Consider the following 25,371-nt stretch of genomic DNA (forward strand, 5'->3'; position numbering starts at 1 on the left):
TCACATCGGCGGCATCTTTTCGAAGTTCGGCACATCGGGGTCGACCCGATCCCAGGCGAGGCCGCGCACGGTGTAGGTTGCCATTTGCGGCCGATATCGCTCCGGCTCGTCGAGGCTGGCGGCGTGGATGGTGAAGAAATCGGGCATGTAGGAGAAGGTCAGATAAACAGGCGCGCCGCAGGCCGGGCAGAAGCCGCGCGTCTTGACGTTGCCGTTGTCGGCGACCATCTGCCAGTGGCTGGCCTCGCCTTCAAGCTTTACCGCCTGGCGGCTCGGGAAGGTCAGATAGGATCCGTGGCCGGTGCCGCTCGTCCTCTGGCAGTCGCGGCACTGGCAGTCGTTCATCGCAATCGGCTCGGCCGAGATCTCGTAATGAATGGCGCCGCAGGCGCAGCCGCCGGTATAGGGCTTGCTCATCGCTTTCTCCTGAACAATTTGGTGATGTGGCTGGCGCCGGATCAGTCGTCACCGCCGGCGAGGGTGCCGATATTCTTCACGACCTTCTTCCAGCCTTCGCCCATTTTCCGGTAGGCGGTGTCATTCTCAGGCAGCACGAAGCCGGAATGGATGAGGCGCAGACGCGTGCCGTTTTCGGCTCGGGAAAGAATGAAGGTGACGACGGTATCGAGCGGCGAGCCGTAGCCGGCATTCTCGGCATGTCCGCCTTTCCAGGCATAGGAGAGACGCTCGTTCGGCTTCACCTCCAGCACCTCACAGTGAATGGTGCCGTCCCAGGCGCCGGCCGGCGTCGTCTGGTAGGTGAAGCGCTTGCCCTCGATCGGCTCGAATCCTTCAGGCATCATCAGCCAGCGGCCCATCAACTCGGCTGACGTCAGCGTTTTCCAGATTGTTTCCGGCGCGTGCGGGAACACTTCGTCGACGACAATCTCCTGCGTGTCGGGCTTCAATGCGGTGTCGGTCATGGATCGATTTCCTTCAGCAAGGTTCTGAGATCGGCAAAACGCTCGCGCCAGAAGGTGCCGTAATGGCTCATCCAGTCCACAAGCGGCGCAAGGCCTTCGGGCTCGGCGCGGTAATAGACATTGCGGCCCTCGGGGCGCTCGGCGACGAGGCCCGCCTGCTTCAGCGCCTTGAGGTGCTGCGAGACGGCGCCCTGAGTGACGGTGCTCGCCCGTGTCAGTTCGACGACGGTGATCTCCTTGGAGAGGACGATCTGCTCGAACACGGCCCGCCGAGTGGGATCGGCAAGGGCGCGCATGACGGTGGTGACGGGGGCGGTCTGGATCATGGGGAAACAATAGTCATGACTAATTGATGAGTCAATACTAATTGTTTTTAGCGTTTTTGAACCATCGGGGATGCGATCGCTCAGTCGCGGCTTGTCATCTTATCGATGTCCGCGAATTCGGCGGGAAGCCGACACCATGACATCGCACTGGATTCGAGGCGGGCTGGAACCTCGTCAGACCTGCGAAGTTTGCGGAAGGAGGAGAATTCCACGTGCTCTGACCGCCCGGAAGCCTCCATGGACATGCAAATGCACCATCTTGAAATCTACCGCAGACAGGGTGAGTTCGCAGCCTGGCCGGCAAATTATGGCCTCTGGTCCTGGGGTGACGAAATCGTCGTCGTCTTCGCGCGCGGCAAGCTCGGAGCGAAGGGGGAGTTGCACGAACTGGACCGTGACTATCCATTCGTACCGTGGCAGGCACGCAGCCTGGACGGCGGACTGACATGGATGGACGAGCCGTTCTGCGGCCGGGTGCCCGGTGGGCTCTCGCTTTCGGCCGATGAGCACCTGAACGCCGATCTCAAGATCCGTCCGCATCTGTCGGTTGGTGATGACCTCGGCCGTCTGGATGAACCCATAGACTTTCTCGATCCCGAGACGATCGTCATGTGCGCCAGAACCGATGTAGAGGGCGACGCGGTCAGCTGGTTCTATGTCAGCCGGGATCGATGCCTGACATGGCAGGGTCCGTATCGTTTCACCGGTTTGCACCTTCCGATCTCGGCGCGCACCGATATCGTGCCTCTTGGCAGGGAACATGCGCTCTTCATGCTCAGCACCTCCAAAGAGGACGGTTCGGAAGGCAGGGTGTTCTGCGCGCGCACTGCGGACGGCGGGCGCAGCTTCGTCCTTCAAGGCTTTGTCGGCCCGGAACCTGAGGGCTATTCGATCATGCCGGCATCGGTGGCGCTTTCCGGTGGCGCCATGCTGACCTTGACGCGCTGCATGGGGAGGGGCGGTGGCAAGGGTTGGATAGAAGCCTTCACCTCCGACGACGAAGGGAAGACCTGGACACGGAAAGGCTGCATTGTCGGCGACACCGGCAGCAATGGCAACCCGCCAGCGCTCGGACGCATCGAAGGCATGCTGCTGCTCGTCTACGGCTATCGTGATCCGCCATTTGGTATCCGGATGCGCATGAGTTTCGATGACGGCGAGACATGGGGCGCCGAGAAGGTCATCCGCAGCGACGGCGGCACGGCTGATCTCGGTTATCCCAGAATGGTAAAACGCGGGGAGGGATCCCTGCTCGCCGTCTACTACTTCAACGATGGCGACAGGGAGGAGCGTTACGTCGCAGCGTCCATTGTCACGCCTGCCAAAGATCAAGAAGGAGCCGAGGACGGCGCGGCTTCATTGCAGTCGCAGATCTGAGCCATGCCGAAGCGGAACGTTTGGCATTCGCGGAACAAAGCGGGGCACCCGTGGTTCGGGGCTGCGGCAGTCGCCGCCACGACATGGGAGGTTAGACATGCAAAACGATTTCACAGATCCGGCAGGAAGAAGCGCAACGGCGCAGACACCGTCCTCATCCCCAGCTTTTGGTTCTTCGCCGGGAATGCGCACGTCCGTTTCCGATCTGGAAGCGAAGGTGAGCGAAGACATTTCCACCGCCAAGGAAGCGATCAAGGAAGGCGCCGACACGGCCGTCGAGAAAGCCAAGGAAATCATTTCCGAACGCACCAGCTTCGCTGCTCGCCAGGTTGGCGGCGTTGCAACGGCACTTGAGAAAGCTGGCGCCGAAATGGAAAGCTCCGGTCAGGCTGAGGTCGGGCGATACGCCAGGCAAATCGGGCGGAGCGTGCAGACCGTCGCTCGGCGGATGGAAGGCAAGGACATCGGCGAAATCGCCACCATGGCCGAGGATTTCGGGCGCAAGCAACCGCTCGCCTTTCTCGGGATCGCCGCACTTGCGGGCCTGGCGGCAAGCCGCTTCCTGACGGCCTCCGCGAAAAGGCAAACAGTTGCCGCGCCGCGCGAACCGTCGATTGGCCTGCGCCCCGGCGCCGCGACGACCGGAGGCGAGAACAATGGCTAAAACTTCAGAGAACACACCCCTCTCCGAGCTCGTCAGTGGCCTAGTGGGTGATGTCACCGGCCTGCTCCGCAAGGAAATCGACCTTGCCAAGACGGAAGCCTCGGAAAAACTTTCGCAGGCGCTCAGCGGCGTGGAGGTTCTCCTATTCGGATTGGTCCTGGCGATCGGGGCAGTCGGCGTCCTGCTGAGTGCGCTTGTCGGCGGTCTCGCGGCCTTCCTCGTGACACAGGGTTTTACCCAAACCACTGCAGGTGCGCTCGCCTCTCTAATCGTCGGCATCATCATTGCCGGGATCGCTTGGGGCTTGGTCTCCCGGGGCCTCGCCGCGCTTCGCGCCAACAACATGAAACTGGATCGTACTGCGACTTCGCTTCGCCGCGACGTTGATGTTGTGAAGGACAAAATCTGATGGAAAATTCAACGGAAAAGTCATCGGCCGAGCTTCAGTGGGAGATCGACCAAGACCGCCGCCGCATAGGAGATCGGATTGACGCGATTCAGGAACGGATGTCGCCGGGCCAGCTCATCGATGAGGTCATCGCATATGCCAAGGGAAGCGGCGGCGCAGAGTATGTCAGCAATCTTGGCCACGCCCTCAAGGCGAACCCTTTGCCGGTCGCGCTGATGGGCGTGAGCCTCGCCTGGCTCATGGCAAAAGGCAGTCCTTCATCAGGCGACACGGCGACCTGGAGCAAGGATCCTGAATACCCGCTTTACCCGGCGACTGGACGGGTTCGCCGGATTGGTCCGCCGGCAATGGAAAACGGAGCCCGTTACAGCCATTTTGCCGATGAATCCGGCAAGAGGTTGAAAGCGTTGACAGACGAAACAGGAGGTCGTGCCGGCCATTTCATGGACGAGGCGGGCAAGACCTATCGTGGCTTCGCCGACGCTAGCGGAAAGCAGATCAATCAGATCGCCGACGAGACTGGTGCAATGCTCGACGCGGCAACCGGCTGGGCGACGGAGAAATGGGAGCAGGCGAAAAGCGCCGCGAGCGACCTCAGCGCCCGCGCGTCTGACGCGGCGAGCTCGCTGTCGAGCCGGTCCTCTTCGGCGGCGACCAGTCTTCAGGAGCAAACAAGCAGACTCAACGAGTCGATCCTCACCCATTTCCGCGACCAGCCGCTCGTCGGCGGTGCCCTGGCTTTCGCGGTCGGTGCAGCGATCGGCGCGGCGCTGCCCCATACCGATACCGAGGATGAGTTGGTCGGCGAGGCCGCAGATAGCACGAGAGATAGCCTCAGCCATCAGGCCCAGGACGTCGTCGCGCAAGGCAAAGAGGTAGCGTCGGAAGTCTATCACAAGGCCGTGGACGTTGCGTCCGACGCTCATGATGTCATCAAGGAACGCGTGGTGGATGAAGCAGAAGCTTTCATAGATCGCAAGGATGGCCTCGGCGGAACCGATCGGCGGTAGAGGATCCATACCGGTCGGCCCCAGGAAGGCTCCACGGACCGTCATCGATGACCATCAGCTTCATGTCGTTGAAAGCGGTGGTTCACGAAATGGAGTCCTCGTTGTGGATCTGCATGGCTGCGACAGTCTGGCGGAAGAGATGCTGCTTCCTCTCGAAAATAGCCAGCAGCGACCGATTGCGATCGTCCCGGCTACGGTTGGAGTTCCGCGCTTTCACCGCGGCGCGGAGGCAGGAGGCGCGTGAGCGGCAGCAGGGCGTCGCGAGCAAGGGTGTCCTGAAGTCCGCCCGGGAGCATTGACACCGGGCCACGTCCTGATGATCGTTGGCCGATGACCGCTCCGCACTTTCACACCCGTCTCTCGCTCAGCCAGGATCTGGAGAAGCTCGGACTTCACGCCGGCGACATGGTGATGGTTCATGCCGCCATGAGCAGGCTGGGGCGATTGCTGAACGGCACCGACATGTTCATCGATGCGCTGCGCGATGTCGTCGGCCCGTCGGGCACCATCGCCGCCTATACGGACTGGAACGGCGCCTATGACGAACTGCTCGACGAGAACGGCCGCGTTCCTTTCGAATGGCGCGACCATATCGCGCCTTTCGACCCCACGACCTCCCGGGCGATCCGCGATAACGGCATATTCCCGGAATTCCTTCGAACGACGCCAGGGGCGCGGCGCAGCGGCAATCCCGGCGCCTCGGTCGCGGCGATCGGCGCCAGGGCCGACTGGCTCACCGCCGACCACCCGCTAGATTACGGCTATGGCGAGGGCTCGCCGCTCGCCAAACTCGTGGCGGCCGGCGGCAAGGTCCTCATGGCCGGAGCCCCGCTCGACACGATGACACTTCTCCACCATGCCGAGCACCTGGCTGAGATCCCGAACAAGCGCCTGCGCCGCTATGAGGTGCCCTTTGCCACGCCGGCCGGCGTGGTGTGGCGCATGCTCGAGGAATTCGACACCGGCGATCCCGTCGTGGCCGGCTTCGAAAGCGATTACTTCGCCGGGATCGTCAGTGCCTTTCTTGCCGGCGGGCAGGGCGCGCAGGGCCTGGTTGGAGACGCGCCATCGGTGCTGGTCGATGCGGCTTCAATCTGCAGCTTCGCTGTCGCCTGGCTGGAGCATCAAGCCTGATCACGATGAGCGGCTCCGCGCTGCCGTGCAGGCTCTTGCTACTCCCCTGGGCCCGCTCCTCCAACCTTACGGAACAAAATCCCGACGGCGATGTTGGTATGGCGATAAGCAATAAAGGCCATGGGAGGAATCCATGCATAAGTCTCTTCAGTTCGTGTTGATTGGCCTGGCCTCGATGACCGGCCTGACGATCGCACCGACGATTGCCGCCGCCCAGGATATGGAACTGCGCATCGGTCCCGGCGGCGTCGGCGTCTATGACCGGAATCGCGATTACGACCGCTACGACCGTTACGACCGTCGGGGCCCGCGCCGCTGCGATCCCGACGATGCGCTTGACATCGCCCGCAGCGAAGGCCTGCGCCGGGCCCACATCGTCCGCATCTCGTCTCGCAGCATCGTCGTCGAGGGGATGACGCGCCGCGGGCCGGACCGGATGATCTTCGCCAACCAGCGCGGCTGCCCGGAACTCTGAGCCGGCCTTGAGACAGTCGTGAATGCCGCCGGCACGGAGCCTTGCGCCCGCCGGCGGGAGCTTTCCACGATAGTGAACATTGCGCCCATTCAGCGCTCCGGCTGGCGTGAACCCACGGAGCACCACAGGAGGATTTCATCATGATGAGCGGTCAAATGAAGGCGCTTCTCGCCGTTCTTGCCGTTGCCGGTTACCAGAACAGGGACAAGATCCGGGAGCTCCTGCGGGGCTTCCAGAACCCGCAGCAGGCCGGCGCCGGAGGCCAGCCATCAGGCGGCCTCGGCGGCATCCTCGGCGGACTGGCCGGCTCCGGGGGTCTCGGTGGTCTTCTCGGCGGCTTGACCTCCGGCAGCATCGTCAGCGGCGGCCTCGGCGACCTCCTGAAAACCTTTCAGCAGAACGGCCAGGGCGACAAGATGGAATCCTGGGTGCGCCGCGGGCAGAATGCCGACATCAATGACGGCGAACTTGCCACAGCCCTCGGCCCGGATGTCCTGGACGAGATCGCCAGGAATACCGGCCTCTCGCATCAGGAGATCCTCGGCCGGCTGAGCCGCGATCTTCCCAAGGCCGTCGACGATCTGACGCCGGAGGGGAAAGTGCCGAGCGCCGAGGAGGCGTTCATGTCCTCTGCGAGCCAGGCGACGTCAGGGCGGCCGAGCGACATTTAGGCAGCGATGTGGAGGGGCGCCCGGCCGGCAGACAGCTGGCGCATGTTTGCTGGAACGATCGGGAGGCGCCCTGTCCTCATTCCGGAGACGTCGCCGGATTTCCCATGGAACTCAACCCACGCTCCGTCCTCCTCGGGCTTGACCCGAGAATCCACCACGCGGACATCGACCGGCGGCGGCCGTGGATTCCAGGCTCAAGGCCTGGAATGACAGAGATTGGGGGTGTGCGTTGGCGCCAAACTCGGGCTAGCGGATGAGCAGAGGCAGATCGCCAGTCAACCTCTACTCGGAGAGGTACTTGCGAAGAAAGGCGTAGACGCTGCGCATGGACTTCGCCGCGGCGTCGGGGTCGTATTTTTCGATATGACCCAGCACCCTCTTGCCCATTGTGAACTCCGGGGCGTCGAAATCGTGATAAGCGCCTTTGTAGACGTTGAGCTCAACGGATGGGCCATCGTCGCCAAGGCGGGCAAGGCTCTTCTGGCATCGGTCGGCCCGGCTCCAATTGTCCCGTTCGCCAATCAGGATCAAGGTCGGTGCTGACGGAGCGCCCCGATTTGCGTCGCAGGCGGGATAATAGGCGACTGCCGTCTTGAACTTGTGCTCCATAAGCTGCTCGTTTCCCTCGGTTTTTGTTGCGTCGAGCGTCGCGGTGGCGCCCGTCGAAAAGCCCATCAAGGCGACGCGGCTGATATCGACGGAGCTCGATTTCGACAAGAAATCCAGAGCGCCATAGGCATCGAAGACCCGCTCGGGAAGAGCGATTCGACAGTCATCGTCGAGCTTGCGGGTGGTGAAGCTGTCGACGACAAGCACGACATAGCCCCATTTGACCAGCCGTTTCGGCCAAAGCTCCTTGACGCTCAAACGCAGGTGATCGCAACCATGCAGAAGGACCACCGCCGGGAAGGGGCCGTCGCCGGGAGGGCGGGACAAATAGCCGAGCAGCGGCGTGCCCGGCGATTGGGAGAGAATTTCTCCCTGTTCGAGGGCCTTGCGGATGCGAAACGGGCTGAGCTTCACCGGCGCGCTTTCGAACCGCACCACTTCCTCGGCATCGGCCGGGGCCGCACAGAAGGGAACGCCGAGAAAAGTGACGAGGCAAAGAAGAAGTCCTGCAGTTTTCACCGACGCCTCCATCGGGTGATCGACAGGCTGCTATTTGTACGCCGAAGCTGACGCTTGGCAAAGCGGGGGCGGTCTGCTGCTATCAATTGGTCGGGGAGGCGTGATTTTCAAAAGTGGCCTGCACCACCTACGGAGGGTGGAGGGACGTTTTCGCCAAACGCTTGACGAATTCGGAACCGGCGTCGAAGTGAATTTCTACGCTTGAAAGTCCTTGATCACCCCCCGGCGGATCGTTTAGTCCTACCGTAAATCCAAGCTGCGAGATTTGAATGCAAAGGTGATCCGACGGTGAAGGCCGGCGACGCTTCGATTGCATGTGTCATTCGCCAGGGCTTTCCGGCCAGCGGCATCGAATATCACCGTGGGTTTTGCACAGCGCTCACCTCTTGCTCCGTCCTCCTCGGGCTTGACCCGAGGATCCACGCTGGTCTCCACCAGTCGCGGCCATGGATCCCAGGGGTCAAGCCTGGTCAAGCCCTGGGATGACGGAGGGTGGAGGGACGTTCGGCCCAACGTTTGACCAATTTTTCTCCGCCAATTCCGAGCCGGCGTCGAAGGCAATTTCTGCGCTACAAAGTCCTTGATCACCCCCCAGCGGATCATTTAATCCTACCGTAAATCCAAGCTGCGAAATTTGAGTCCACGGGTGATGTCGACGGTGAAGGCCGGCGACGCCTCGATGGCTTGCGTCATTCGGCAGGGCTTTCCGGCCGGCGTCATCGACCACGCGGCTTGGCACAGCGCTCACTCCTTGCTCCGTCCTCCTCGGGCTTGACCCGAGGATCGGGCTTTACCCGAGGATCGGGCTTGACCCTGGTATCCACGGCTGGGCTCCACCAGCGGCGGGCATGGATCTCAGGTCAAGTCCTGGGAGACGGAGGGTGGGGGAGCGCGCTTGGCCATATCGAGCGTAGCAGCGCCCGACGCGGCCGTGATGGCAGGACATCCACCTCTCATAAGGAGACTTACAATGGACCCCTCGATTGCTCCGGCCTCGCGGGCCGCCGTGGTGACGCCGAACGATACCGCGATTGTCGGCGCCCGGGCGCTTTATATCGGCACGGCCGGTGATGTGGCGATTGCGCCGCGGCGGGATGTGGATCCGGTCGTCTTCAAGAGCGTGCCGGCCGGGACGATCCTGCCGGTTCATGCGGCGATCGTGGCGCTGACCGGGACCACGGCCTCCAACATTATCGCCTTGTTCTGAGCGTCAGACACGGATCGATGGGCAGACCGAGCAAGTTCAGCCAGGCGCTGGCGGAAAAAATCTGTGCGCGCATCGCCGACCGGGAGAGCCTGCGCTCGATCTGCCGGGATGAGGACATGCCGGCGAAATCGACGGTGCTCTCCTGGCTGGCGGATGAGGACAAGGCGGCGTTCCGGGCGCGATATGCGCTGGCGCGCGAGATCATGGCCGACAGCTTCGTCGACGAGATGGTCGAGATCGCCGACAATAGCAGCGACGACTGGATCGAAAAGAAGAATGCGGCCGGCGAGATCACCGGCTGGCAGGAGAACGGCGAGGCGATAAGGCGCTCGCAGCTGCGCATCGCCACCCGTCAATGGGTCGCCGAGAAGCTCAGACCGAAGAAATACGGCGCCAAGATGGAGCCTGAACAGGGCGCAACGAGCGAGGTCTCGCAATTGCTGGAGGCGGTCAATGGCAGGACGCGCGGACTTCCAGGCGGCGGTTGACCAGTTTTCCGACTGGCGCTGGCGGCTGAACAATCTCTACTGGATCACCGACAAGGCGGGCCGCCGCGTCAGGTTCGAAATGAACATGATGCAGACGAGCCTTTTCGAGGAGATGCATTATCTCAACGTGCTCCTGAAGGCCCGCCAGCTGGGGCTGACCACCTTCATCCAGATCTTCATGCTCGATGCCTGCGTCTTCAACCGGGATATAAGAGCCGGCACCATCGCCCATACGCTCGGCGACGTGCAGACGATCTTCCGGGACAAGATCAAATATCCCTATGACAATCTGCCCGAAGGCATCCGCAACGCCGTGCCTGTTATCAGGACCAACCAGAGCGAATTGCTGCTCGCCAACAATTCGAGCATCCGCGTCGGCACGTCGCTGCGCTCGGGCACGCTGCAATATCTGCATATTTCCGAATATGGAAAGCTCTGCGCCAAATATCCCGACAAGGCGCGGGAAGTCAGGACCGGCGCCCTGAACACGGTGCAGGCCGGCCAGATGGTCTTCGTCGAAAGCACGGCGGAAGGTCAGGAGGGGCATTTCTATTCACTCTGCGAGGATGCCCAGGTCAAGCAGCGCCAGGCACTTGTCCTGAGCGAGCTCGACTTCAAGTTCCACTTCTTCCCCTGGTGGAAGGAGCCGCAGTATTCGATCGCCCCCGAGGGTGTCGTCATCAGCGACGTTTCCGTCAAATACTTCCGCCAGCTTGCCGAACAGGGCATCGAACTGACGGAGGGACAGAAGGCCTGGTACGTCAAGAAGGCCGAGATCCAGCTCGGCGACATGAAGCGCGAATATCCCTCGACGCCCGCCGAGGCGTTCGAGGCAAGTGTCGAAGGCGCCTATTATGCCGACCAGATGGCGCTTGCCGACGCCGAGGAGCGCATCGGCGTCTTCCCGCATGTCGAAGGTTATCCGGTCCACACCATCTCCGATATCGGCATGGACGATGCCAACAGCGTCTGGCTGTTCCAGGTGCTGCCCGGCCGCGTCAGGATGATCGGCTATTTCGAGCATACCGGCACCGGCATGGACGGCATGCTCGACGAGCTGGAGCGGCGCGCCGCCGAACAGGACTATGTCTACGGCGTCCACAACATGCCGCACGACATCAAGGTCAGGGAATGGACGCGCGGCGGCATGACCCGCATCGAGATCATGCTGAAAGAGGTCAGGGCGCGCGGCCTCGGCACGGTGCGCAAGGTCGAGCGCGCCTATGTCCACGACCGCATCAACGGCACCCGGCGCATCCTGGCAAAAGTCGAATTCGACCAGGCCGGCTGCGCCCAAGGCATCAAATGCCTGCGCAACTACCGCAAGGACTGGGACGAAGATCTCGGCGTCTTCCGCGACGTGCCACTGCACAACTGGGCTTCGCACGGCGCCGACGCTTTCGGCGGTCTCGCCATCATCTTCACTGGCCTGGCGCCCGAACCCCTGAAGCCCGAGCGTAAGCCGCTGCCGACATTCCAGACCATGACATTCAACGAATTTGCCGATTCCACTCCGAGACAGAGCGAGCGTGTTTGATGGAAGACGAGACGACGGTTTTGGAAGGCGGGCACTGGGATCCGGCAAAGGTCGGCGCCCATTGGCAGCAGGAGCTCGAACGCGCCCAGCGCTATTTCAAGTCCTGGCACGACCGCTGCGTCAAGATCGAGAAGATCTATCTCGACCAGCAGGCGGACCAGACGAGCGCCGCCAAGCGCCGCTTCCCGATGCTCTGGGCCAATACCGCGGTGCTGCAGCCGGCCGTCTATGCCCGCGTGCCGCAGCCGGTCGTCGAGCGCCGCTTCAAGGATGCCGAACCCGTCGCCCGCATCGCTTCGGAAATCGTCGAACGCAATCTCGCCTATACAGGCGACGAGGCCGATCTCGATTCGATCATGCGGGCGGTGCGCGACGATTTCCTGCTCTGCGCCCGCGGCACGGTGTGGCTGCGCTATGAGGCCGATTTCGAGCCGCTGGACATGGGTGTGGCGCCCTCGGACCCGGCGGCGGAAAACGGCTTGCCCGGCGGATTGGGCGCAGCCCTCGAAACGATTGCCGACGAGCGCGTCTGCATCGACTATGTCCACTGGTCGGATTTCCTGCATTCGCCGGCCCGCCGCTGGAAGGATGTCACCTGGGTGGCGCGGCGCGTGCCGATGAGCGGCGAGGAGATGGAAAAGCGCTTCGGCCGTGAGGCGATGGCGTCGGGCGCGGCCCAGGCTGCCGGTGCCCGCAAGGGCGAAAGCCAGGCCGAGCGCGCCGAAAACGAAGGCAGGACCCATGTCTGGGAGATCTGGTGCAAGAGCGAGAACTATACCATCTGGATCGCTGACGGTTCGCCCGTCGCGCTCGAAGTTTCCGAGCCGCCGCTGGAGCTGACGCATTTCTGGCCTTGCCCGCGCCCGGCCTATGGCACGATGTCGACGAGCTCGCTGATCCCGGTTCCCGACTATGTTTATTATCAGCAGCAATGCGATGAAATCGATCTTCTGACCCGGCGCATCAACAAGCTGACCGATCAGCTGCGGCTGAAAGTCTTCTATCCCTCCGGCGACGGCGCCATCTCGCCGGCGATCGAGAAGGCGATGCGGCCCGACAACGACATGGTGATGGTGCCGATCCCGGAATGGGCTGCCTTCACCGACAAGGGCGGCTCGAAAGCTGTCGTGACGCTGCCGATCGACGAGGTGCAGAAGGTGATCGTCGCCTGCATGGCGGCGCGCAAGCAGCTGATCGAGGACGTCTACCAGATCACCGGCATATCGGACATCGTGCGCGGCGACACCCAAGCCTCGGAGACTGCGACGGCGCAGCGCATCAAGAGCCAGTGGGGCTCGATCCGCATTCGCGACCGCCAGGCCGAGCTCGCCCGCTTTGCCCGCGACATTATCCGCCTTGCCGGCGAAATCATCTGCGACCAGTTCCAGCCGGAAACGCTGATGCTGGTCAGCGGCATCAAGCTGCCGAGCATGGCGGAGAAACAGCAGGTGCAGATGCAGCTGCAGCAGATGCAGATGGCGGCCGGGCAGGCGGCCATGCGGGCGCAGCAGATGGGCCAGCCGGCGCAGGCGCCCCCCGCAATGGCGCCGCCGGAACTGCCGCCGCAGCTGCAACGGATGATGGGCCAGCCGACGATCGACGAAGTGGTGCAGCTCTTGCGCAACGACAGCATTCGCGGCTTCCAGATCGACATCGAGACGGATTCGACGATCGAGCCCGACGAGGACGCCGAAAAGCAGCGGCGCATGGAATTCGTCCAGATGGTCGGCGGCTTCATCCAGCAGGCGGGCGCGATGGCGCAGCAGAACCCGATGCTGGTGCCGGTCATGGTCGAGACGCTGCTCTTTGCCGCCCGCGGCTTCCGGGCCGGCCGTCAGCTGGAAAGCACGCTGGAGCAGGTGGGCGCCCAGCTTTCCCAGGCTGCGACCGCGCCGAAACCGGAACCGCAGCCGCAGCCTTCGCCCGCCGAGATGCTCAAGCTGAAGACGGCCGAGGTGAAGGCCGGTGCCGAACAGCGGAAAGCCGAGCTTGGCGTGGCGCAAGCCGAGATCGAGCATCGCGCCATGCTGGAACAGGCGCGCGGCGAGGCGGCGGCGCAGGCGATCGACCAGATGCGCGCGAGCTATCAATAAGCCCGGGAGCAACAGCATGAGAGAACGTTATTGCCGCGTCTGCGGCCGCTGGCACGTGCTCGACGCCTGGCCGCACAATTGCATGCCGGTGAAAAACCTCGCGCAGTCTGACCTGCCCGCGCCGCATTTCGTCAGCGACAACATCGAGATCCAGTCGATGCATGACGGCCGGCATTACACTTCGAAAGCCAAGCTGCGTTCCGCCTATCAGGCGGCCGACGTCGTCGAGATCGGCAATGAGAAGCCGCAGCCGATCGAAAAGCCGAAGACGGACCGAAAGGCAATCCGCAACGAATTGCGGCGGGTCTACGCCGAATACAACGCCTGAACCTGAACGGGCATCAATCCCCGAAATAGGAAATCCCAAGATGGATATGGAAGACCTGAACGAGGCCGGCAACGGCAGCGAAGATTTTGGCTCGGAAAAGCCGGTCAGCGTCCGCGACAGCCTGAAGGCGGCGATCGACACTGTCGAAGGCGGGCCGGGCGATCTGCCGGGCCAGCCGCGCGACGGCGAAAATGGCCGCTTCCTGCCCAAGGGGCAGGAGCAGGCCGCTGCTGCCCGGACAGGGCAGGCGGCCCCGGGGGCTCATGGCCCACAGCAGACAGGCGAGATTGACAGTCGCCAGCAGTCCGCCGTCCCCGGTAACCGGGTGCCGCCCGGCTGGTCGGCGGAGGCCAAAGCGCAGTTTTCAAGCCTGCCCGGCGAAGTGCAGGCGGCGATCGCCAAACGCGAGCAGGAGGTCGATCGCGGCTTCCGCGTCCTCCAGGATTACAAGGGGCTCGAGGAGTTCACCCCGATCGTGCGCCAGGCCGGCATGACCCATGCCGATGTTATGCGCCGGGCGATCGAGTGGGAAAACGCGCTGATCCGCGATCCCGTCAACACCGTGCTTCACGTTGCCAAGGTGGCCGGCGTCAATCTTCACGCCCTGGTCAACGGCCGGGCAGGGGAGGCGATGCAACGCCATGAGCAGGGCCAGACCGGGCCGATCAATGTCGAGGCCACGGTCGAACATGTTTTGAGGAAGAGGGACACCGAAACTCAGGTCGATGCCTTTCTTTCCGATCCGGCAAATGCCCATGCCGAAGACGTTCTCGACGACATGGTCGCCCTCATCAATTCGGGGCGAGCATCGACACTTCAGGACGCCTACGACGCCGCATGCTGGATACGTCCGGACATCCGCCAGCAGTTGATCAGCCAGACTGCGCCGGCTTTCGTCCACCAGCAGCAAGCCCAGAGGGCCGCAGCGGCAGATCAAGCCCGCCGGGCCTCACGATCCATCTCTGGATATTCCGCTCCGGGCCCGACCCGCGATGCGGCAAGAGGCCAGCCCACGTCAATCCGAGACTCGCTTCGCGACGCCATGCGTTCCGCGCGCGGTCAAGTCTGATCAAAGGAATGATCAATGCCCATTTCGCCCAACCTCTCTGAAATCGTCACCACGACGCTGCGCAACCGCAGCGGCACGGTCGCCGACGACGTGACCAAGAACAACGGTCTTCTCACCCGTCTCAACAGCCGCGGCCGCAAGAAGCCCGTCTCCGGCGGTCGCACCATCGTCCAGGAGCTGCAGTATCAGGAAAACAGCACCTTCAAGCGCTATTCCGGCTACGACATCCTCAACGTCCAGCCCTCCGACGTCATCACCGCCGCCGAATACGACCTGAAGCAGGCCGCGGTTGCCGTCTCCATGTCCGGCCTCGAACAGCTGCAGAACTCCGGCGAGGATGCGATCCTCGATCTGCTCGAGCAGCGCATCGAGAATGCCGAGACGACGCTGAAGAACAATATCGCGCTCGACTGCTATTCCGACGGCACGGCCGATGGCGGTCGGCAGATCGGCGGCCTGCAGCTCCTGATCTCGACCTCGCCGACCTCCGGCACGGTCGGCGGCATCTCGCGCGCCACCTGGGGTTTCTGGCGCAACCAGAAATTCTCCGCCTCCGCCGATGGTGGTGCGGCCGCCACCAATGCCAACATCCAGAGCTACATGAACCGGCTCTACATGTCCTGCGTGCGCGGCTCCGACGCGCCCGATCTCGTCGTTGCCGACAACAACTTCTTCCGCCTCTACTGGGAATCGCTGCAGGCGATCCAGCGCATCACCTCGGCCGACAAGGGCATGGCCGGCTTCCAGTCGCTGCAATATATGGGCGCCGACGTGATCTTCGACGGCGGCTTCGGCGGCGGTGCGCCTCTCAACCAGATGTTCTTCCTCAACACCAAATACCTGTTCTACCGGCCGCACCGCGACCGCGACATGGCGCCGATCGGTGACGAACGCATGAACACCAACCAGGATGCCTTCGTGCAGCTGATGGGCTTTGCCGGCAACCTCACCATGAACAACGCCTTCCTGCAGGGCGTGCTGTTCGCCTGATCGAACGAAAGGATCAACATCCATGACCATCGCAACTTCTCAGACCGATCGTCTTGGCGCGAACCCGTTCGTCGTCGAAGGCCCGATCGTCGCCGGCTCCGGCATTCCGGGACCGAACTTCGCCCTCGGCGCGATCGCCGGCGGCGACCGTGAATCCGAATGGGTCTATTGCCAGCTGGTGCTGGCCTCTCAGACGACCCTGCAGCCCGGCCAATGGTTTCAGTGGAGCCGGGACTATGTCGCCGCGCTGCTGACCACGGCCGCCGCCGTCGTCGGCCAGCGCTGCGGCGTTTTCTCCGGTGCGGCCCAGCCGCCGACGCTGACGGGCGGGCCGGTTGGCGCCGTGACGCTTCAGCCCGGCACCTATTATGTCTGGCTGCAGCGCAACGGCCAGGCGCCGGCCCAGGTGGCGAGTGCAACGGCGGCCCTCGTCGTTGCCGAAACGACCACCACGGCGGGCCAGGCAAGCGCGCCTGCCTCGGCGACCGTCGGCACCAAGGCGATTGCCAACGTCAACTTTGCTGCCGCCAACCAGACGTTTGCGGCAACGACGGTCAACGGTTCTCCCGTGCTGACGAATCTCTCCGGCCTCAATGCCGGGTCCGGTCCGTTCATCGGCGCGGCCGTTGCCGGCACCGGAATTCCGGGCGGCACGACGATTGCGGGCATCACCTACGGCCCGAACGGCGTCGTCCAGAGCATCACGCTCTCGGCCAACGCCACCGCCAACGGCACCGGCATCACCATCACGGCGACCGGCGTGCTGGAGGCGACGCTGATGCGGCCGTTCCTGTCGAAGGTGAACTAAACCACGTCAGTCAATGGGCGCTTCGGCGCCTGTTGAGACTGCTGCTCCGACCTCTCTTTCGTCATGCTCGGGCTTGTCCCGAGCATCTGCAGCAGATCCTCGGCACAAGGCCGAGGATGACGAGGAGGGGCGCTCCCACCGTCCATCCAAATCTCCCCGCCATCAACAGCGAGCAAGCACCATGCCCGACAGCCATACCGGAATTTATGCCTCCTTCAGCCTCGAGCCGGTCGAGCAGACCTTTCTGACCGAGAAGGAGGGCCGGCCGATCTTTGCCGACAAGGAATTCGTCCGCATCTTCATCGCAGGCGACAAGCACACCGAGGTCTATCGCGAGGTCACCGACAATGACAAACAGCGTTTTGCCGACGCCTATAAGCGCTTCAAGGACGGCGCCGCCGCTCGCGAGCAGCTGACCGGCACACCGCTTGCGCAATGGCCCTATCTGAAGCCGAGCCAGATCAAGGAGCTGGAGGCGATCAACATCTACACCGTCGAGCAGCTCGCCGCCCTCTCCGACACGGCCAAACAGAAGGTCGGCATGGGCGCCAACGAGCTGACCGCGGCTGCTCGCGCCTATCTTGCAACGGCCGAGAACTCCAGCGCCGCTTCCGCCTTTGCCGCCGAAAACGAAAGGTTGAAGGGCGAGGTCGGCCGGCTGCAGGAGCAGATGAAGGAAATGGCCTTGCGCTTCGAGGCGCTCGACAGGGAAGGCGAGGGCAAGGGCCGCAGCCGCGCCGCCTGAACCAGCATTCGAAACCTCAACCGGAGATCGCCCGCATGTCGCTGCTGACCATCATTCAGAACGTCTGCGCGGAGATCGACCTCGATCCGCCGACGGCCGTCATGTCGTCGGCGGATCCGCAGATCATGCAGCTGCGCATCCTCTCCACCCGCGCCGGCCGCGACCTGATGCGGGCCCATGACTGGTCGGCGCTGATGGTGCGGCGGCAATTCCAAGCGACCGGTACCGTCCCCGAGCCGGCCGAGCCCCCTTCCGACTGGGATCGCTTCGCCGCCAATGCGCGGATCTGGAACGTCTCCCGCCTCTCAGCGCTGAACGGCCCGGTGGAGCCGCAGACCTGGCAGCGCCAGACCATCCTCAATGCCAACCCGGTGCCGCAGATCTGGCGCATGGCGGCGGGCAGGCTCGACATCTACCCGAATGTTGCGGGTGAGACGATCGAATATGCCTATGTCTCCGGCTTCTGGGTGGCGGTGAACGGCGGCGCGGCCACTGCCGCCAACTGGGCTAACGACACCGACACGGCGCTCTTTCCCGAAGAGCTGCTCGAACTCTCGCTGATCTGGCGCTGGAAGCGGGCGAAGGGCCTCGATTACGGCGAGGAGCTTGCCTCTTTCGAACGAGCCAAGGAAGCCGCCATCGGCGCCGATCGTGCCGCAGGCCCTGTCGACCTTTCGCTGCCGGAGAGGGGACAGGCATTCGAGAATTATTGGCCCGGCACGATCACGGTGACGCCATGACCCGCAGACCTGTCCCTCCGAACGGCCGCACCCGCCGCGTTTCGCCAGGCAAAGACTGGATCGCGCCGATCGGCGGCTGGCGAACCGATGTCGAGATGGCCGATATGCCCGAAGACGCCGCCTTCCAGCTCGACAATTTCTTTCCCGAGGCCAACCGCGTCCGCGCCCGCTACGGCTTCCTCGCCTTCGCCACCGGCCTTGGCGCCGACGTGCAGACGGTCATTCCCTATTCCGGCGTGAGCAACAGGCTCTTTGCCGCCGCCGGCGACAAGATCTTCGACGTCACGGCAGGCGGTGCGGCCGGCGCGCCTGTCGTCTCCGGCCTCGCAAGCGCCCATTGGTCGGTGCAGCAATATACCAACCCGGCCGGCCAGGAATTCCTGCGTCTCGTCAACGGCCTCGACACGCCGCTGATCTTCAACGGCACCGCCTGGACCAACAATTTCCTGGTCGGCACGGCGGCACTCGCCACCCAGAATGTCGCCGTGCGCAACACCGCCTATACGCTGAGCTTCTTCGGCACCGGCTCGGTGACCCTCTCCGGCGCTTTCGCCGGCACGCTGAGCGGAACCGGCGCCGGCAACCGGGTGTCGCTCACCTTTACGCCGGCGGCCGGCACGCTCACCGTCACCGTCACCGGAACGGTGACCAATGCTCAGCTGGAAAAGGGCGTGGCCGCCACGGCCTATGTCGCCTCGACGATGATCACGGGCATATCGGACGCCTCGCTGCTTTGCGCCGTCACCGCCTATCGCTCGCGCCTGTGGTTCATCGAAAAGAACTCGACCAATGTCTGGTATCTCGCCACCGACGCCGTCAGCGGCGCGGCGACGGCGCTGCCGGTCGGCGGCAACATGAAATATGGCGGCACGCTTGTTGCGATCAACGTCTGGACGATCCCGGTGTCGACGGGCCTGCAGCAATGCCTGGTGCTGATCTCCTCGGAAGGCGAGGTGATCGTCTTCCAGGGCTCCGATCCTTCCAGTGCTGCCAATTGGGGCCTGATCGGCACCTTCAAGCTCGGCCGGCCACTCGGCACCGATCGGTGCCTGCTGTCGGTCGGCGCCGATCTCGCGATCATGACCACCGATGGCATCGTGCCGATCACCAAGGCGGTGCAGCTCGATCGCGGCGCCGCCAGCCTCGGCGCCATTACCGCCAGGATCGGCCCGACATGGCGCGCGACCGTCGCGGCGACCGGTACGACCTCGCAGGAATGGCAGCTTTCGAGCTTTCCGGCGCGGCAAATGGCGATCGTCAACCTGCCGTCTTCCTTCGGCCCCTATCAATATGTGATGAACACCGAGACCGGTGCCTGGTGCCGCTTCGTCGGCATGCCCGCTTCCTGCTGGGCGAGCTGGCAGGACCGGCTGTTCTTCGGCGCCGCCGACGGCACGCTTTACGAGGCCGAAGTCGGCGCCAACGACAATGGCGCGGCGATCGACGCGCTGATGGTCGGCGCCTGGAGCCGCTTCGGCGACGGGCTCTCGACCAAGCTTTCGAAGCTGATCGGGGTGACGGCCGAGATCGGCGTGTCCACGCTGATGTATGGCGGCATCTCGGTCGACTATCAGACGAAAGTGCCGACAGCGCTTCTGTCGTCGGTCGAGAACAATGCAGCGGCGAAATGGGGAACGGCAATCTGGGGTATTTCGAAATTCCCTGGCCTTTCGCTGGTGCGCAAATTCGCCTCCGCCGGCGGCGCCGGTTCGGCGCTTGCGCCCACCATCCGGGCGCTGATCTCGGGCTCGTCAGGCTCGGTCTCGGAAGCCGCTGTCGTCGGCGGCTCGCTGCTTTACGAGAGGGGCGCGCCGATTTGATCGTCTGCGAACCCAGTGCCGAGATCGCCGCCTGGGTCGGCGCCAGGATCGGCGTCACCTTCCACCCGCCCTACACCACGCTTGCCCATGTCGAGCGCGGCCGGATCATCGCCGGCTTCGTCTTCAACGTCTGGACCGAGCACGATATCGAGATCTCGCTCGCCGCCGACCGGCTGTCGCTGACGCTGATGCGCGCCGTCTTCGACTATGTCTTCAATCAGCTCGGCTGCCGCCGCGCCACCTGCCGCACCCGCGCCGACAACATCAGCGCCCAGAGGCTGCTCGCCAGAGTGGGCGCTGAGCCGGAAGGCCGCCAGCGCGGCTATTTCGGCGATTGCGACGGCCTGCTTTACGCCATCATGAAGGAGGATTTTCCCCATGGTCTCCACGCCAAAGGCCCCCAAGGCGCCTGATCCGACCCAGACCGCCGCGGCGCAGACGGCCACCAACGTCGACACCGCCATCGCCAATGCGGGCCTCAGCCACACCAACCAGTACACGCCCGACGGCTCGCTGGAATACAGGGTCAGCGGCTATCAGACGATGACCGACCAGAACGGCAAGACCTACAGGCTGCCGACCTATTCCGCCTATCAGACCTATTCGCCCGAGAACCAGGCGATCTACGACCAGACTCAGCAGACGCAGCTCGGCCTTGCCAGGCTCGCCAACGACCAGACCGCCAAGGTCTCCGGCATCCTCGGCACCAATGTCGACCTCAGCGCCGGCAATGTCGACAAATATGTCAACGATCACTGGCGCTCCGGCTTCGACAACCAATGGAACCGCGACCAGGCGAGCCTCGAGCAGAGCCTCGCCGACAAGGGCATCGCGATGGGCTCGGCGGCTTACGACAACGCCATGCGCGATTTCTCCACCCGCAAGCAGGCCGCCTCCGACCAATATCTCGGCGACATGTATTCCAATGCGCAGAATTCGATCCTGACCGAGCGCAACCAGCCGCTGAACGAGATCTCGGCGCTGATGTCCGGCTCGCAGGTGCACCAGCCGAGCTACGTCAACACGCCGGCCACCCAGCTGCCGACGGTCGACCAGGCCGGCCTGATCAACGAAAACTTCAATCAGAAGATGGGCCTCTACAACCAGCAGCTCGCCCAATCGAACGCCGCCATGGGCGGCCTCTTCGGCCTCGGCGGCTCGCTGCTCGGCGGCTGGGCGAAATCCGACCGGCGGCTAAAGGAAGACATCCGCCGCGTCGGCACGCTGGACAACGGCCTGCCGGTCTACGCCTTCCGCTACAAAGAGGGCGGTCCGATGCAGATCGGCCTGATGTCAGACGATGTGCGCGAGATTCACCCCGACGCAGTGTTCGAACATGCAGACGGCTTCGACCGTGTCAACTACGAAAGGGCAGTGGCATGAGGGGTTTCCTCTTTGGTGGCGATACCAGCAAGAAGCAAAATGAGATCAGCGACGAGCGCAAGCGGCTGGCCCATGCCATGCTGCAGCAGGGCATGGATGCGAGCCCGGTGCAATCTCCGTGGCAGGGCGCGGCGCGCCTTGTCCAGGCCCTGATGGGAGGGCTGGCGATGCGCCGGCAAGAGCAGGAGATGGGGGCTGATGAACCCGGCAACGACAATTTCGCACCGCTGCCCGGCAACCCGCCTGTTCCCGGTGATAGACCCCTCTATGCCCCGCTTCCGGCGGCGAGCAATGGCCGTCAGCAGCCCGCGGCGGCGCCTGCTCGGCCCGATGCCGGTCTCTTCGCGCCGCTGCCCGACAACGGACCCATTCCGACGCCGAGACCCTATCGCGACCCAATGGTCACGACCGACTATCGCCCGGCGCCGCAGATGGCGGCCGATCAGCCCGGCGACGATGCCATCGCTCTGCCGCGTGAACCCATTCCTTCGCCGAAACCCGGCTATCGCGACCCAGAGATGACAACCGACGAGCGCCGCCAACAGCCCGCGGCGCCGTCTGCTGGCGGTGGCGGTGCCGGATCCGCAAATGACCGGGCAGAGCTTCAAACCATTCTAACCGATCCCGTTCGTCGCACCGAGCTGCCAGCCGGCATGCGCAACAATAATCCCGCCAATCTCAAATACGTCGGCCAGCACAGGCCAGGTATCATCGGCCCTTCCGAGAACACCGACCAGGGCGATCCGCAGGTCGTCTATGCCACGCCGGAAGCAGGCATGGAGCACAATTTCTGGCAGGTCATGAGGAAGTATCGAAAAGGCATGCTGACGCCAAATCAGATCATCGCTGGAAATGCCGGTTGGACGCCTAACTCCTTTACGGCGGCGGCCAACATCGCGCGATCGATGGGAATCGGCCCTGACGACGATTTGCGCCTGACCGACCCGGTAATGGCAAAGAAGTTTATGCGTGCCCTGATCAATCAGGAGCAGGGACCATCGGGCGATCTTTATCCCGACAGCATGATTGAAGCGGCAATCGCGGCACAGCCCAAGGAGGCCGCCGCCTTCGCTACCGTACCGGCCAACGGGCCTGTTCCCACGCCGAGGCCGGATTATCTCGATTCGCAGCTGACGACGGACGAGCGCCGCCAGCAGCCGGCAGCGGCGCCGACCCAAGCTGTCGGCGATCCCTTCGCTCCGCCCGGCAAGGTGCCCGTTCCCACGTCAAGACCCGGCCACCGCGACCGGCGCGCTGCAATGGGCAATCATCGCCAGCAAGCCGCCGACGCCGATGTCTTCAACGGCTTCATGGACACTGTGAAGAACGGTTATAAGCAGCGGGATGGATCGATCATCAAGGTGACCAACCCTTATGGTCTGGCGGCGGTTGCCTCGACCGGCCAGTCCGAAAGCAGCTTCTCGACCGAGAGAGCCAACGGCTCCTGGTCCGACCCGAGCCAGAGCGGAAAACAGGGCACATCAGGCGGCATCATGTCGTGGCGAAACACCCGCCTGCAAGCGCTCTATGACTTTGCCGCCCAGAAAGGCGAAAAGCCAGGTGAGATCAGCCCGCAGACGCAGGCCGAATTCTTCCTGCAGGAGGATCCTCGTCTGATCGCCAGACTGAACGCCGCCAAATCGCTCGAGGAAGGGCAACGCCTGATGAACAGAGCCTGGGCTTTTAAAGGCTACGATGAGCCGGGGAACGAGGAGGTCGCCCACCGGCTCACCAGAGCCCGGAGCTTCATGCCACAGTTTCAGACGCAAGGCGCGGCCGATCCCTTCGCTCTGCCCGACACCCCGCCCATTCCGACGCCCCGGCCGGCTTCCGGCAATCCGCGGGAGACGATGAACAGAGGCCGCGAAGGGGCAGGGGCCGCGCTCGTGAATGCGCTCCTGGCGCGGCTGTAAAATGGCCGGTGACAGGCGCGATTCAGGCTTTCAAGGGCAGCAACTCGTGAAAGCTCGCTCGGCGCCGGGAGCAGCCACCATGGCGCCGCCGGCAATTTGACTACTGCACAACTTTGGGCCTCGTAATCTCGGGGCCTCTTCCTTTCGGAGTAAGGTAAAATGCCCAGAAACCCATCAACCGGCGTCTATTCGAAACCCGCCGGCACGACACCCTCCGTCGGCCAGGTCATCGATCCCGCGCCATGGAACGCGTTGACCGTCGACCTTGGCAACGAAGTTACCAACTCGCTGCCGCGCGACGGCTCGGCGCCGATGACAGCGCCACTCAAGGCGGCAAGCGGCACGGTTTCGGCGCCCGGCATCGGCTTCGCCACCAACCCGCAAACCGGCCTTTATCTGAAGGGTGGCGGGCTCTTAGGGTTCACGCAGAACGGCGTCGACGTCGGCTTCGACAAGGCGTTGGTCTATGCGGCGAAGTCGGGCGATTACACGGCGGTGGCCTCCGACGACAATGCGGTCCATCGCTTTACCCAAGCCGTGACGCTCACCCTCAACGCAGCGGCAACGCTCGGCGCAAACTGGCGCTATTGCGTCATTGCCGATGGCGGCGACGTGACGATTGATCCCTCCGGCTCGGAGACGATCGATGGTGCGGCAACGCTTGTTCTCAAGAACGGCTATAGCGTCAACATCACAAGTTCGGGTGCCGCCTTTTTCACCGATAAGCTTTCCACCAGGATCGGGAGTAAAGCCGATAGTTCGGCTGTAGGGGATTTCGTCGTCGGCCTCATCCCTTCCAACAACGGTAGCAGCCCGAACACCCATATCGACTTCACCCCCGGCTCGGCCAGGTCGGGGTCGAGTTTCGTTTCCAGCGCGGCGTCGTTCACCAAAAGGGTGACGGGAACATTTGCGGCAGGAACGGGCGCGGGCGGCCTCGATGCCGGCGCCGTCGCAGCAAATGCGACATACTTCGCCTATGCCTTGCGCAAGGACGCCGACCTGTCTTTCGACGTGGTTTTCTCGACCTCAGCGACGATCGGCGGCATCACCACGACACTGCTCACCGGCTGTACCATCGTCAAATGCATCGGCGTCGTGCTGACCGATGGAAGTTCGAACATTCGGCCGTTTGTCCTGTATCCACGTGACGAATATACGTTCGTGATGCCGGTCAAGGATGCGATCGGTGCTGCTATCTCTACGACTTCGGCACTCCTGGCGCTGACAGTGCCAAATGGGGTTAAGGTCAAGGCGAAGCTGCGCTTCGAGTTCACATCGTCGGCAACGACCAACGCGGCTCTGCTATCAGACCCTGCACAAGGTGCCCTTGTAGCCGGCGCTGGCAGTGACGGCGCCAACGTCGGCTCTATCCAGGTAGCGAGCGGTTTTGCAGTGGGATCGCAGGAGATATGGACAAATACGAGTCGGCAAATTCGTATGACGTTGGGCGGGTCAACCGGTAGCATCTGGATCTGGACCGATGGCTTTCATCTCCCTTGCGGAAGGAGCTCTTGAATAAGCTCCACGCCTGTGTTTGACATGCTGCTATCACGCCGGGAGTAGAAATGGCACAGGTCGACAAGGCATCGTATCGCAATCGAGGCGGCATAATCCAACGGCTCGTTACTGCTTATAAGCGCTTCCGCTATTTCACCGCGGCCGGCGAGAATCTCGTGGTGAAGCCCAGCGCTGAGTTTCGCCTAGTCGGTCATGCCATCTTCAAAGTTGGCGATAACGTCACGATCCAAGACCAGTCGTTCTTTCAACTTACAATGCCAGAGCCCAAAGTCTTTATCGGCAACAACACCGTAATCGGCCGGCGCAACATCATTACGGCGAAAAACCGGATATCAATCGGCAATGATGTCCTAATCGGCTCTGATGTCCAGATCATCGATCACGGCCACGGCATGAGGCGCGATACGCCAATCAGGCTTCAGAAGGCCGAAATCGGTTTTGTCGAAATTGGTAACGATGTTTGGATTGGCGCTGGCGCCAAAATATTGATGAACGTTACGATAGGGACTGGAGCGGTAATCGGGGCAAATTCCGTGGTAACTACGGACATCCCGGACTATGCAATTGCAGTTGGTTCACCGGCGAAGGTCATTAAATACCGCAGCTAAATCG

Annotated in this window: 27 protein-coding genes; 23 read left to right on the plus strand and 4 right to left on the minus strand. The window is 63.1% G+C overall.

Going from position 1 to position 25,371, the window contains the following annotated elements; genetic code table 11:
* The 3 genes from HJC00_RS15040 to HJC00_RS15050 are packed head-to-tail and all read right to left on the minus strand — an operon-like array spanning position 1 to position 1,249.
* Entirely contained in the window at positions 1 to 417 is a 417-nt protein-coding gene (locus HJC00_RS15040; RefSeq protein WP_221155424.1) for a GFA family protein, read from the minus strand.
* A 41-nt stretch (positions 418 to 458) separates the two neighbouring features.
* Positions 459 to 923, minus strand: coding sequence for an SRPBCC domain-containing protein (locus HJC00_RS15045; RefSeq protein ID WP_221164288.1), 465 nt, complete (start codon positions 921 to 923; stop codon positions 459 to 461).
* Complete coding sequence (locus HJC00_RS15050) at positions 920 to 1,249, minus strand: helix-turn-helix transcriptional regulator (RefSeq protein WP_221164289.1); 330 nt, start codon at positions 1,247 to 1,249, stop codon at positions 920 to 922. Before HJC00_RS15050 ends, HJC00_RS15045 begins: the two co-directional genes overlap by 4 nt.
* 237 nt (positions 1,250 to 1,486) lie before the next feature.
* Here HJC00_RS15050 and HJC00_RS15055 point away from each other — a divergent pair, with 237 nt between their 5' ends.
* The 7 genes from HJC00_RS15055 to HJC00_RS15085 all read left to right on the plus strand — a co-directional run bounded on the left by HJC00_RS15055 (position 1,487) and on the right by HJC00_RS15085 (position 6,989).
* A complete protein-coding gene (locus HJC00_RS15055) occupies positions 1,487 to 2,626 on the plus strand; it encodes a sialidase family protein (RefSeq protein ID WP_221164290.1) in 1,140 nt (379 codons plus the stop codon).
* A 97-nt stretch (positions 2,627 to 2,723) separates the two neighbouring features.
* Positions 2,724 to 3,290 (plus strand): nutrient deprivation-induced protein, encoded by a 567-nt coding sequence (locus tag HJC00_RS15060; RefSeq protein ID WP_221164291.1) that lies wholly within the window; start codon positions 2,724 to 2,726, stop codon positions 3,288 to 3,290.
* Complete coding sequence (locus tag HJC00_RS15065) at positions 3,283 to 3,699, plus strand: phage holin family protein (protein ID WP_085777337.1); 417 nt, start codon at positions 3,283 to 3,285, stop codon at positions 3,697 to 3,699. The genes HJC00_RS15060 and HJC00_RS15065 overlap by 8 nt, the downstream gene beginning before the upstream one ends.
* The gene (locus HJC00_RS15070; protein ID WP_221164292.1) at positions 3,699 to 4,709 is read left to right on the plus strand and encodes a YtxH domain-containing protein; all 1,011 of its coding nucleotides are present in this window, start codon (positions 3,699 to 3,701) and stop codon (positions 4,707 to 4,709) included. Before HJC00_RS15065 ends, HJC00_RS15070 begins: the two co-directional genes overlap by 1 nt.
* A 330-nt stretch (positions 4,710 to 5,039) precedes the next feature.
* The gene (gene aac(3), locus HJC00_RS15075) at positions 5,040 to 5,843 is read left to right on the plus strand and encodes an aminoglycoside 3-N-acetyltransferase (protein ID WP_221155444.1); all 804 of its coding nucleotides are present in this window, start codon (positions 5,040 to 5,042) and stop codon (positions 5,841 to 5,843) included.
* Between the two features lie 133 nt (positions 5,844 to 5,976).
* A complete protein-coding gene (locus HJC00_RS15080) occupies positions 5,977 to 6,318 on the plus strand; it encodes a hypothetical protein (protein WP_168302381.1) in 342 nt (113 codons plus the stop codon).
* 140 nt (positions 6,319 to 6,458) lie between these two features.
* Positions 6,459 to 6,989 carry a YidB family protein gene (locus HJC00_RS15085; RefSeq protein WP_221146800.1) on the plus strand — a complete coding sequence of 177 codons (531 nt, stop codon included), beginning with the start codon at positions 6,459 to 6,461 and terminating at the stop codon, positions 6,987 to 6,989.
* A gap of 282 nt (positions 6,990 to 7,271) precedes the next feature.
* Here the strand turns inward: HJC00_RS15085 and HJC00_RS15090 are convergent, their stop codons facing one another.
* The gene (locus HJC00_RS15090) at positions 7,272 to 8,117 is read right to left on the minus strand and encodes a dienelactone hydrolase family protein (protein WP_405048792.1); all 846 of its coding nucleotides are present in this window, start codon (positions 8,115 to 8,117) and stop codon (positions 7,272 to 7,274) included.
* A 970-nt stretch (positions 8,118 to 9,087) separates the two neighbouring features.
* Here HJC00_RS15090 and HJC00_RS15095 point away from each other — a divergent pair.
* From HJC00_RS15095 to HJC00_RS15170, 16 genes are all read left to right on the plus strand, one after another.
* The gene (locus HJC00_RS15095; RefSeq protein WP_210628754.1) at positions 9,088 to 9,324 is read left to right on the plus strand and encodes a hypothetical protein; all 237 of its coding nucleotides are present in this window, start codon (positions 9,088 to 9,090) and stop codon (positions 9,322 to 9,324) included.
* Positions 9,325 to 9,341: 17 nt separating this feature from the next.
* Positions 9,342 to 9,812, plus strand: a complete 471-nt coding sequence (locus HJC00_RS15100; RefSeq protein ID WP_210628753.1) for a terminase small subunit protein — start codon at positions 9,342 to 9,344, stop codon at positions 9,810 to 9,812.
* Entirely contained in the window at positions 9,778 to 11,349 is a 1,572-nt protein-coding gene (locus tag HJC00_RS15105; RefSeq protein ID WP_221164293.1) for a terminase, read from the plus strand. Before HJC00_RS15100 ends, HJC00_RS15105 begins: the two co-directional genes overlap by 35 nt.
* A complete protein-coding gene (locus HJC00_RS15110; RefSeq protein ID WP_221164294.1) occupies positions 11,349 to 13,442 on the plus strand; it encodes a hypothetical protein in 2,094 nt (697 codons plus the stop codon). The genes HJC00_RS15105 and HJC00_RS15110 overlap by 1 nt, the downstream gene beginning before the upstream one ends.
* Before the next feature lie 16 nt (positions 13,443 to 13,458).
* Positions 13,459 to 13,770 (plus strand): hypothetical protein, encoded by a 312-nt coding sequence (locus HJC00_RS15115; protein ID WP_221164295.1) that lies wholly within the window; start codon positions 13,459 to 13,461, stop codon positions 13,768 to 13,770.
* Between the two features lie 40 nt (positions 13,771 to 13,810).
* Positions 13,811 to 14,839 carry a hypothetical protein gene (locus tag HJC00_RS15120; RefSeq protein ID WP_221164296.1) on the plus strand — a complete coding sequence of 343 codons (1,029 nt, stop codon included), beginning with the start codon at positions 13,811 to 13,813 and terminating at the stop codon, positions 14,837 to 14,839.
* Between the two features lie 15 nt (positions 14,840 to 14,854).
* The gene (locus tag HJC00_RS15125) at positions 14,855 to 15,829 is read left to right on the plus strand and encodes a phage major capsid protein (protein ID WP_064817688.1); all 975 of its coding nucleotides are present in this window, start codon (positions 14,855 to 14,857) and stop codon (positions 15,827 to 15,829) included.
* Positions 15,830 to 15,851: 22 nt separating this feature from the next.
* On the plus strand, positions 15,852 to 16,637 hold the full coding sequence (locus HJC00_RS15130) for a hypothetical protein (RefSeq protein WP_221124254.1): 786 nt from the start codon (positions 15,852 to 15,854) through the stop codon (positions 16,635 to 16,637).
* Positions 16,638 to 16,818: 181 nt separating this feature from the next.
* Entirely contained in the window at positions 16,819 to 17,382 is a 564-nt protein-coding gene (locus tag HJC00_RS15135) for a hypothetical protein (protein WP_221124253.1), read from the plus strand.
* 35 nt (positions 17,383 to 17,417) lie between these two features.
* Positions 17,418 to 18,122, plus strand: coding sequence for a hypothetical protein (locus tag HJC00_RS15140; RefSeq protein WP_221164297.1), 705 nt, complete (start codon positions 17,418 to 17,420; stop codon positions 18,120 to 18,122).
* Entirely contained in the window at positions 18,119 to 19,942 is a 1,824-nt protein-coding gene (locus tag HJC00_RS15145) for a hypothetical protein (protein ID WP_221164298.1), read from the plus strand. Before HJC00_RS15140 ends, HJC00_RS15145 begins: the two co-directional genes overlap by 4 nt.
* Entirely contained in the window at positions 19,939 to 20,355 is a 417-nt protein-coding gene (locus HJC00_RS15150; RefSeq protein ID WP_210628743.1) for a GNAT family N-acetyltransferase, read from the plus strand. Before HJC00_RS15145 ends, HJC00_RS15150 begins: the two co-directional genes overlap by 4 nt.
* Positions 20,321 to 21,325, plus strand: a complete 1,005-nt coding sequence (locus tag HJC00_RS15155) for a tail fiber domain-containing protein (protein WP_221164299.1) — start codon at positions 20,321 to 20,323, stop codon at positions 21,323 to 21,325. Before HJC00_RS15150 ends, HJC00_RS15155 begins: the two co-directional genes overlap by 35 nt.
* Positions 21,322 to 23,238: a hypothetical protein gene (locus tag HJC00_RS32580; RefSeq protein WP_259672274.1), complete on the plus strand. Its 1,917-nt coding sequence runs from the start codon at positions 21,322 to 21,324 to the stop codon at positions 23,236 to 23,238. The genes HJC00_RS15155 and HJC00_RS32580 overlap by 4 nt, the downstream gene beginning before the upstream one ends.
* A 159-nt stretch (positions 23,239 to 23,397) precedes the next feature.
* Positions 23,398 to 24,756 carry a hypothetical protein gene (locus HJC00_RS15165; protein ID WP_221164300.1) on the plus strand — a complete coding sequence of 453 codons (1,359 nt, stop codon included), beginning with the start codon at positions 23,398 to 23,400 and terminating at the stop codon, positions 24,754 to 24,756.
* 50 nt (positions 24,757 to 24,806) lie between these two features.
* Positions 24,807 to 25,367 (plus strand): DapH/DapD/GlmU-related protein, encoded by a 561-nt coding sequence (locus HJC00_RS15170; protein WP_221122610.1) that lies wholly within the window; start codon positions 24,807 to 24,809, stop codon positions 25,365 to 25,367.
* Positions 25,368 to 25,371: the final 4 nt, after the last annotated feature.

The sequence above is a fragment of the Rhizobium sp. NLR22b genome, from assembly GCF_019685295.1.
GTDB lineage: Bacteria > Pseudomonadota > Alphaproteobacteria > Rhizobiales > Rhizobiaceae > Rhizobium.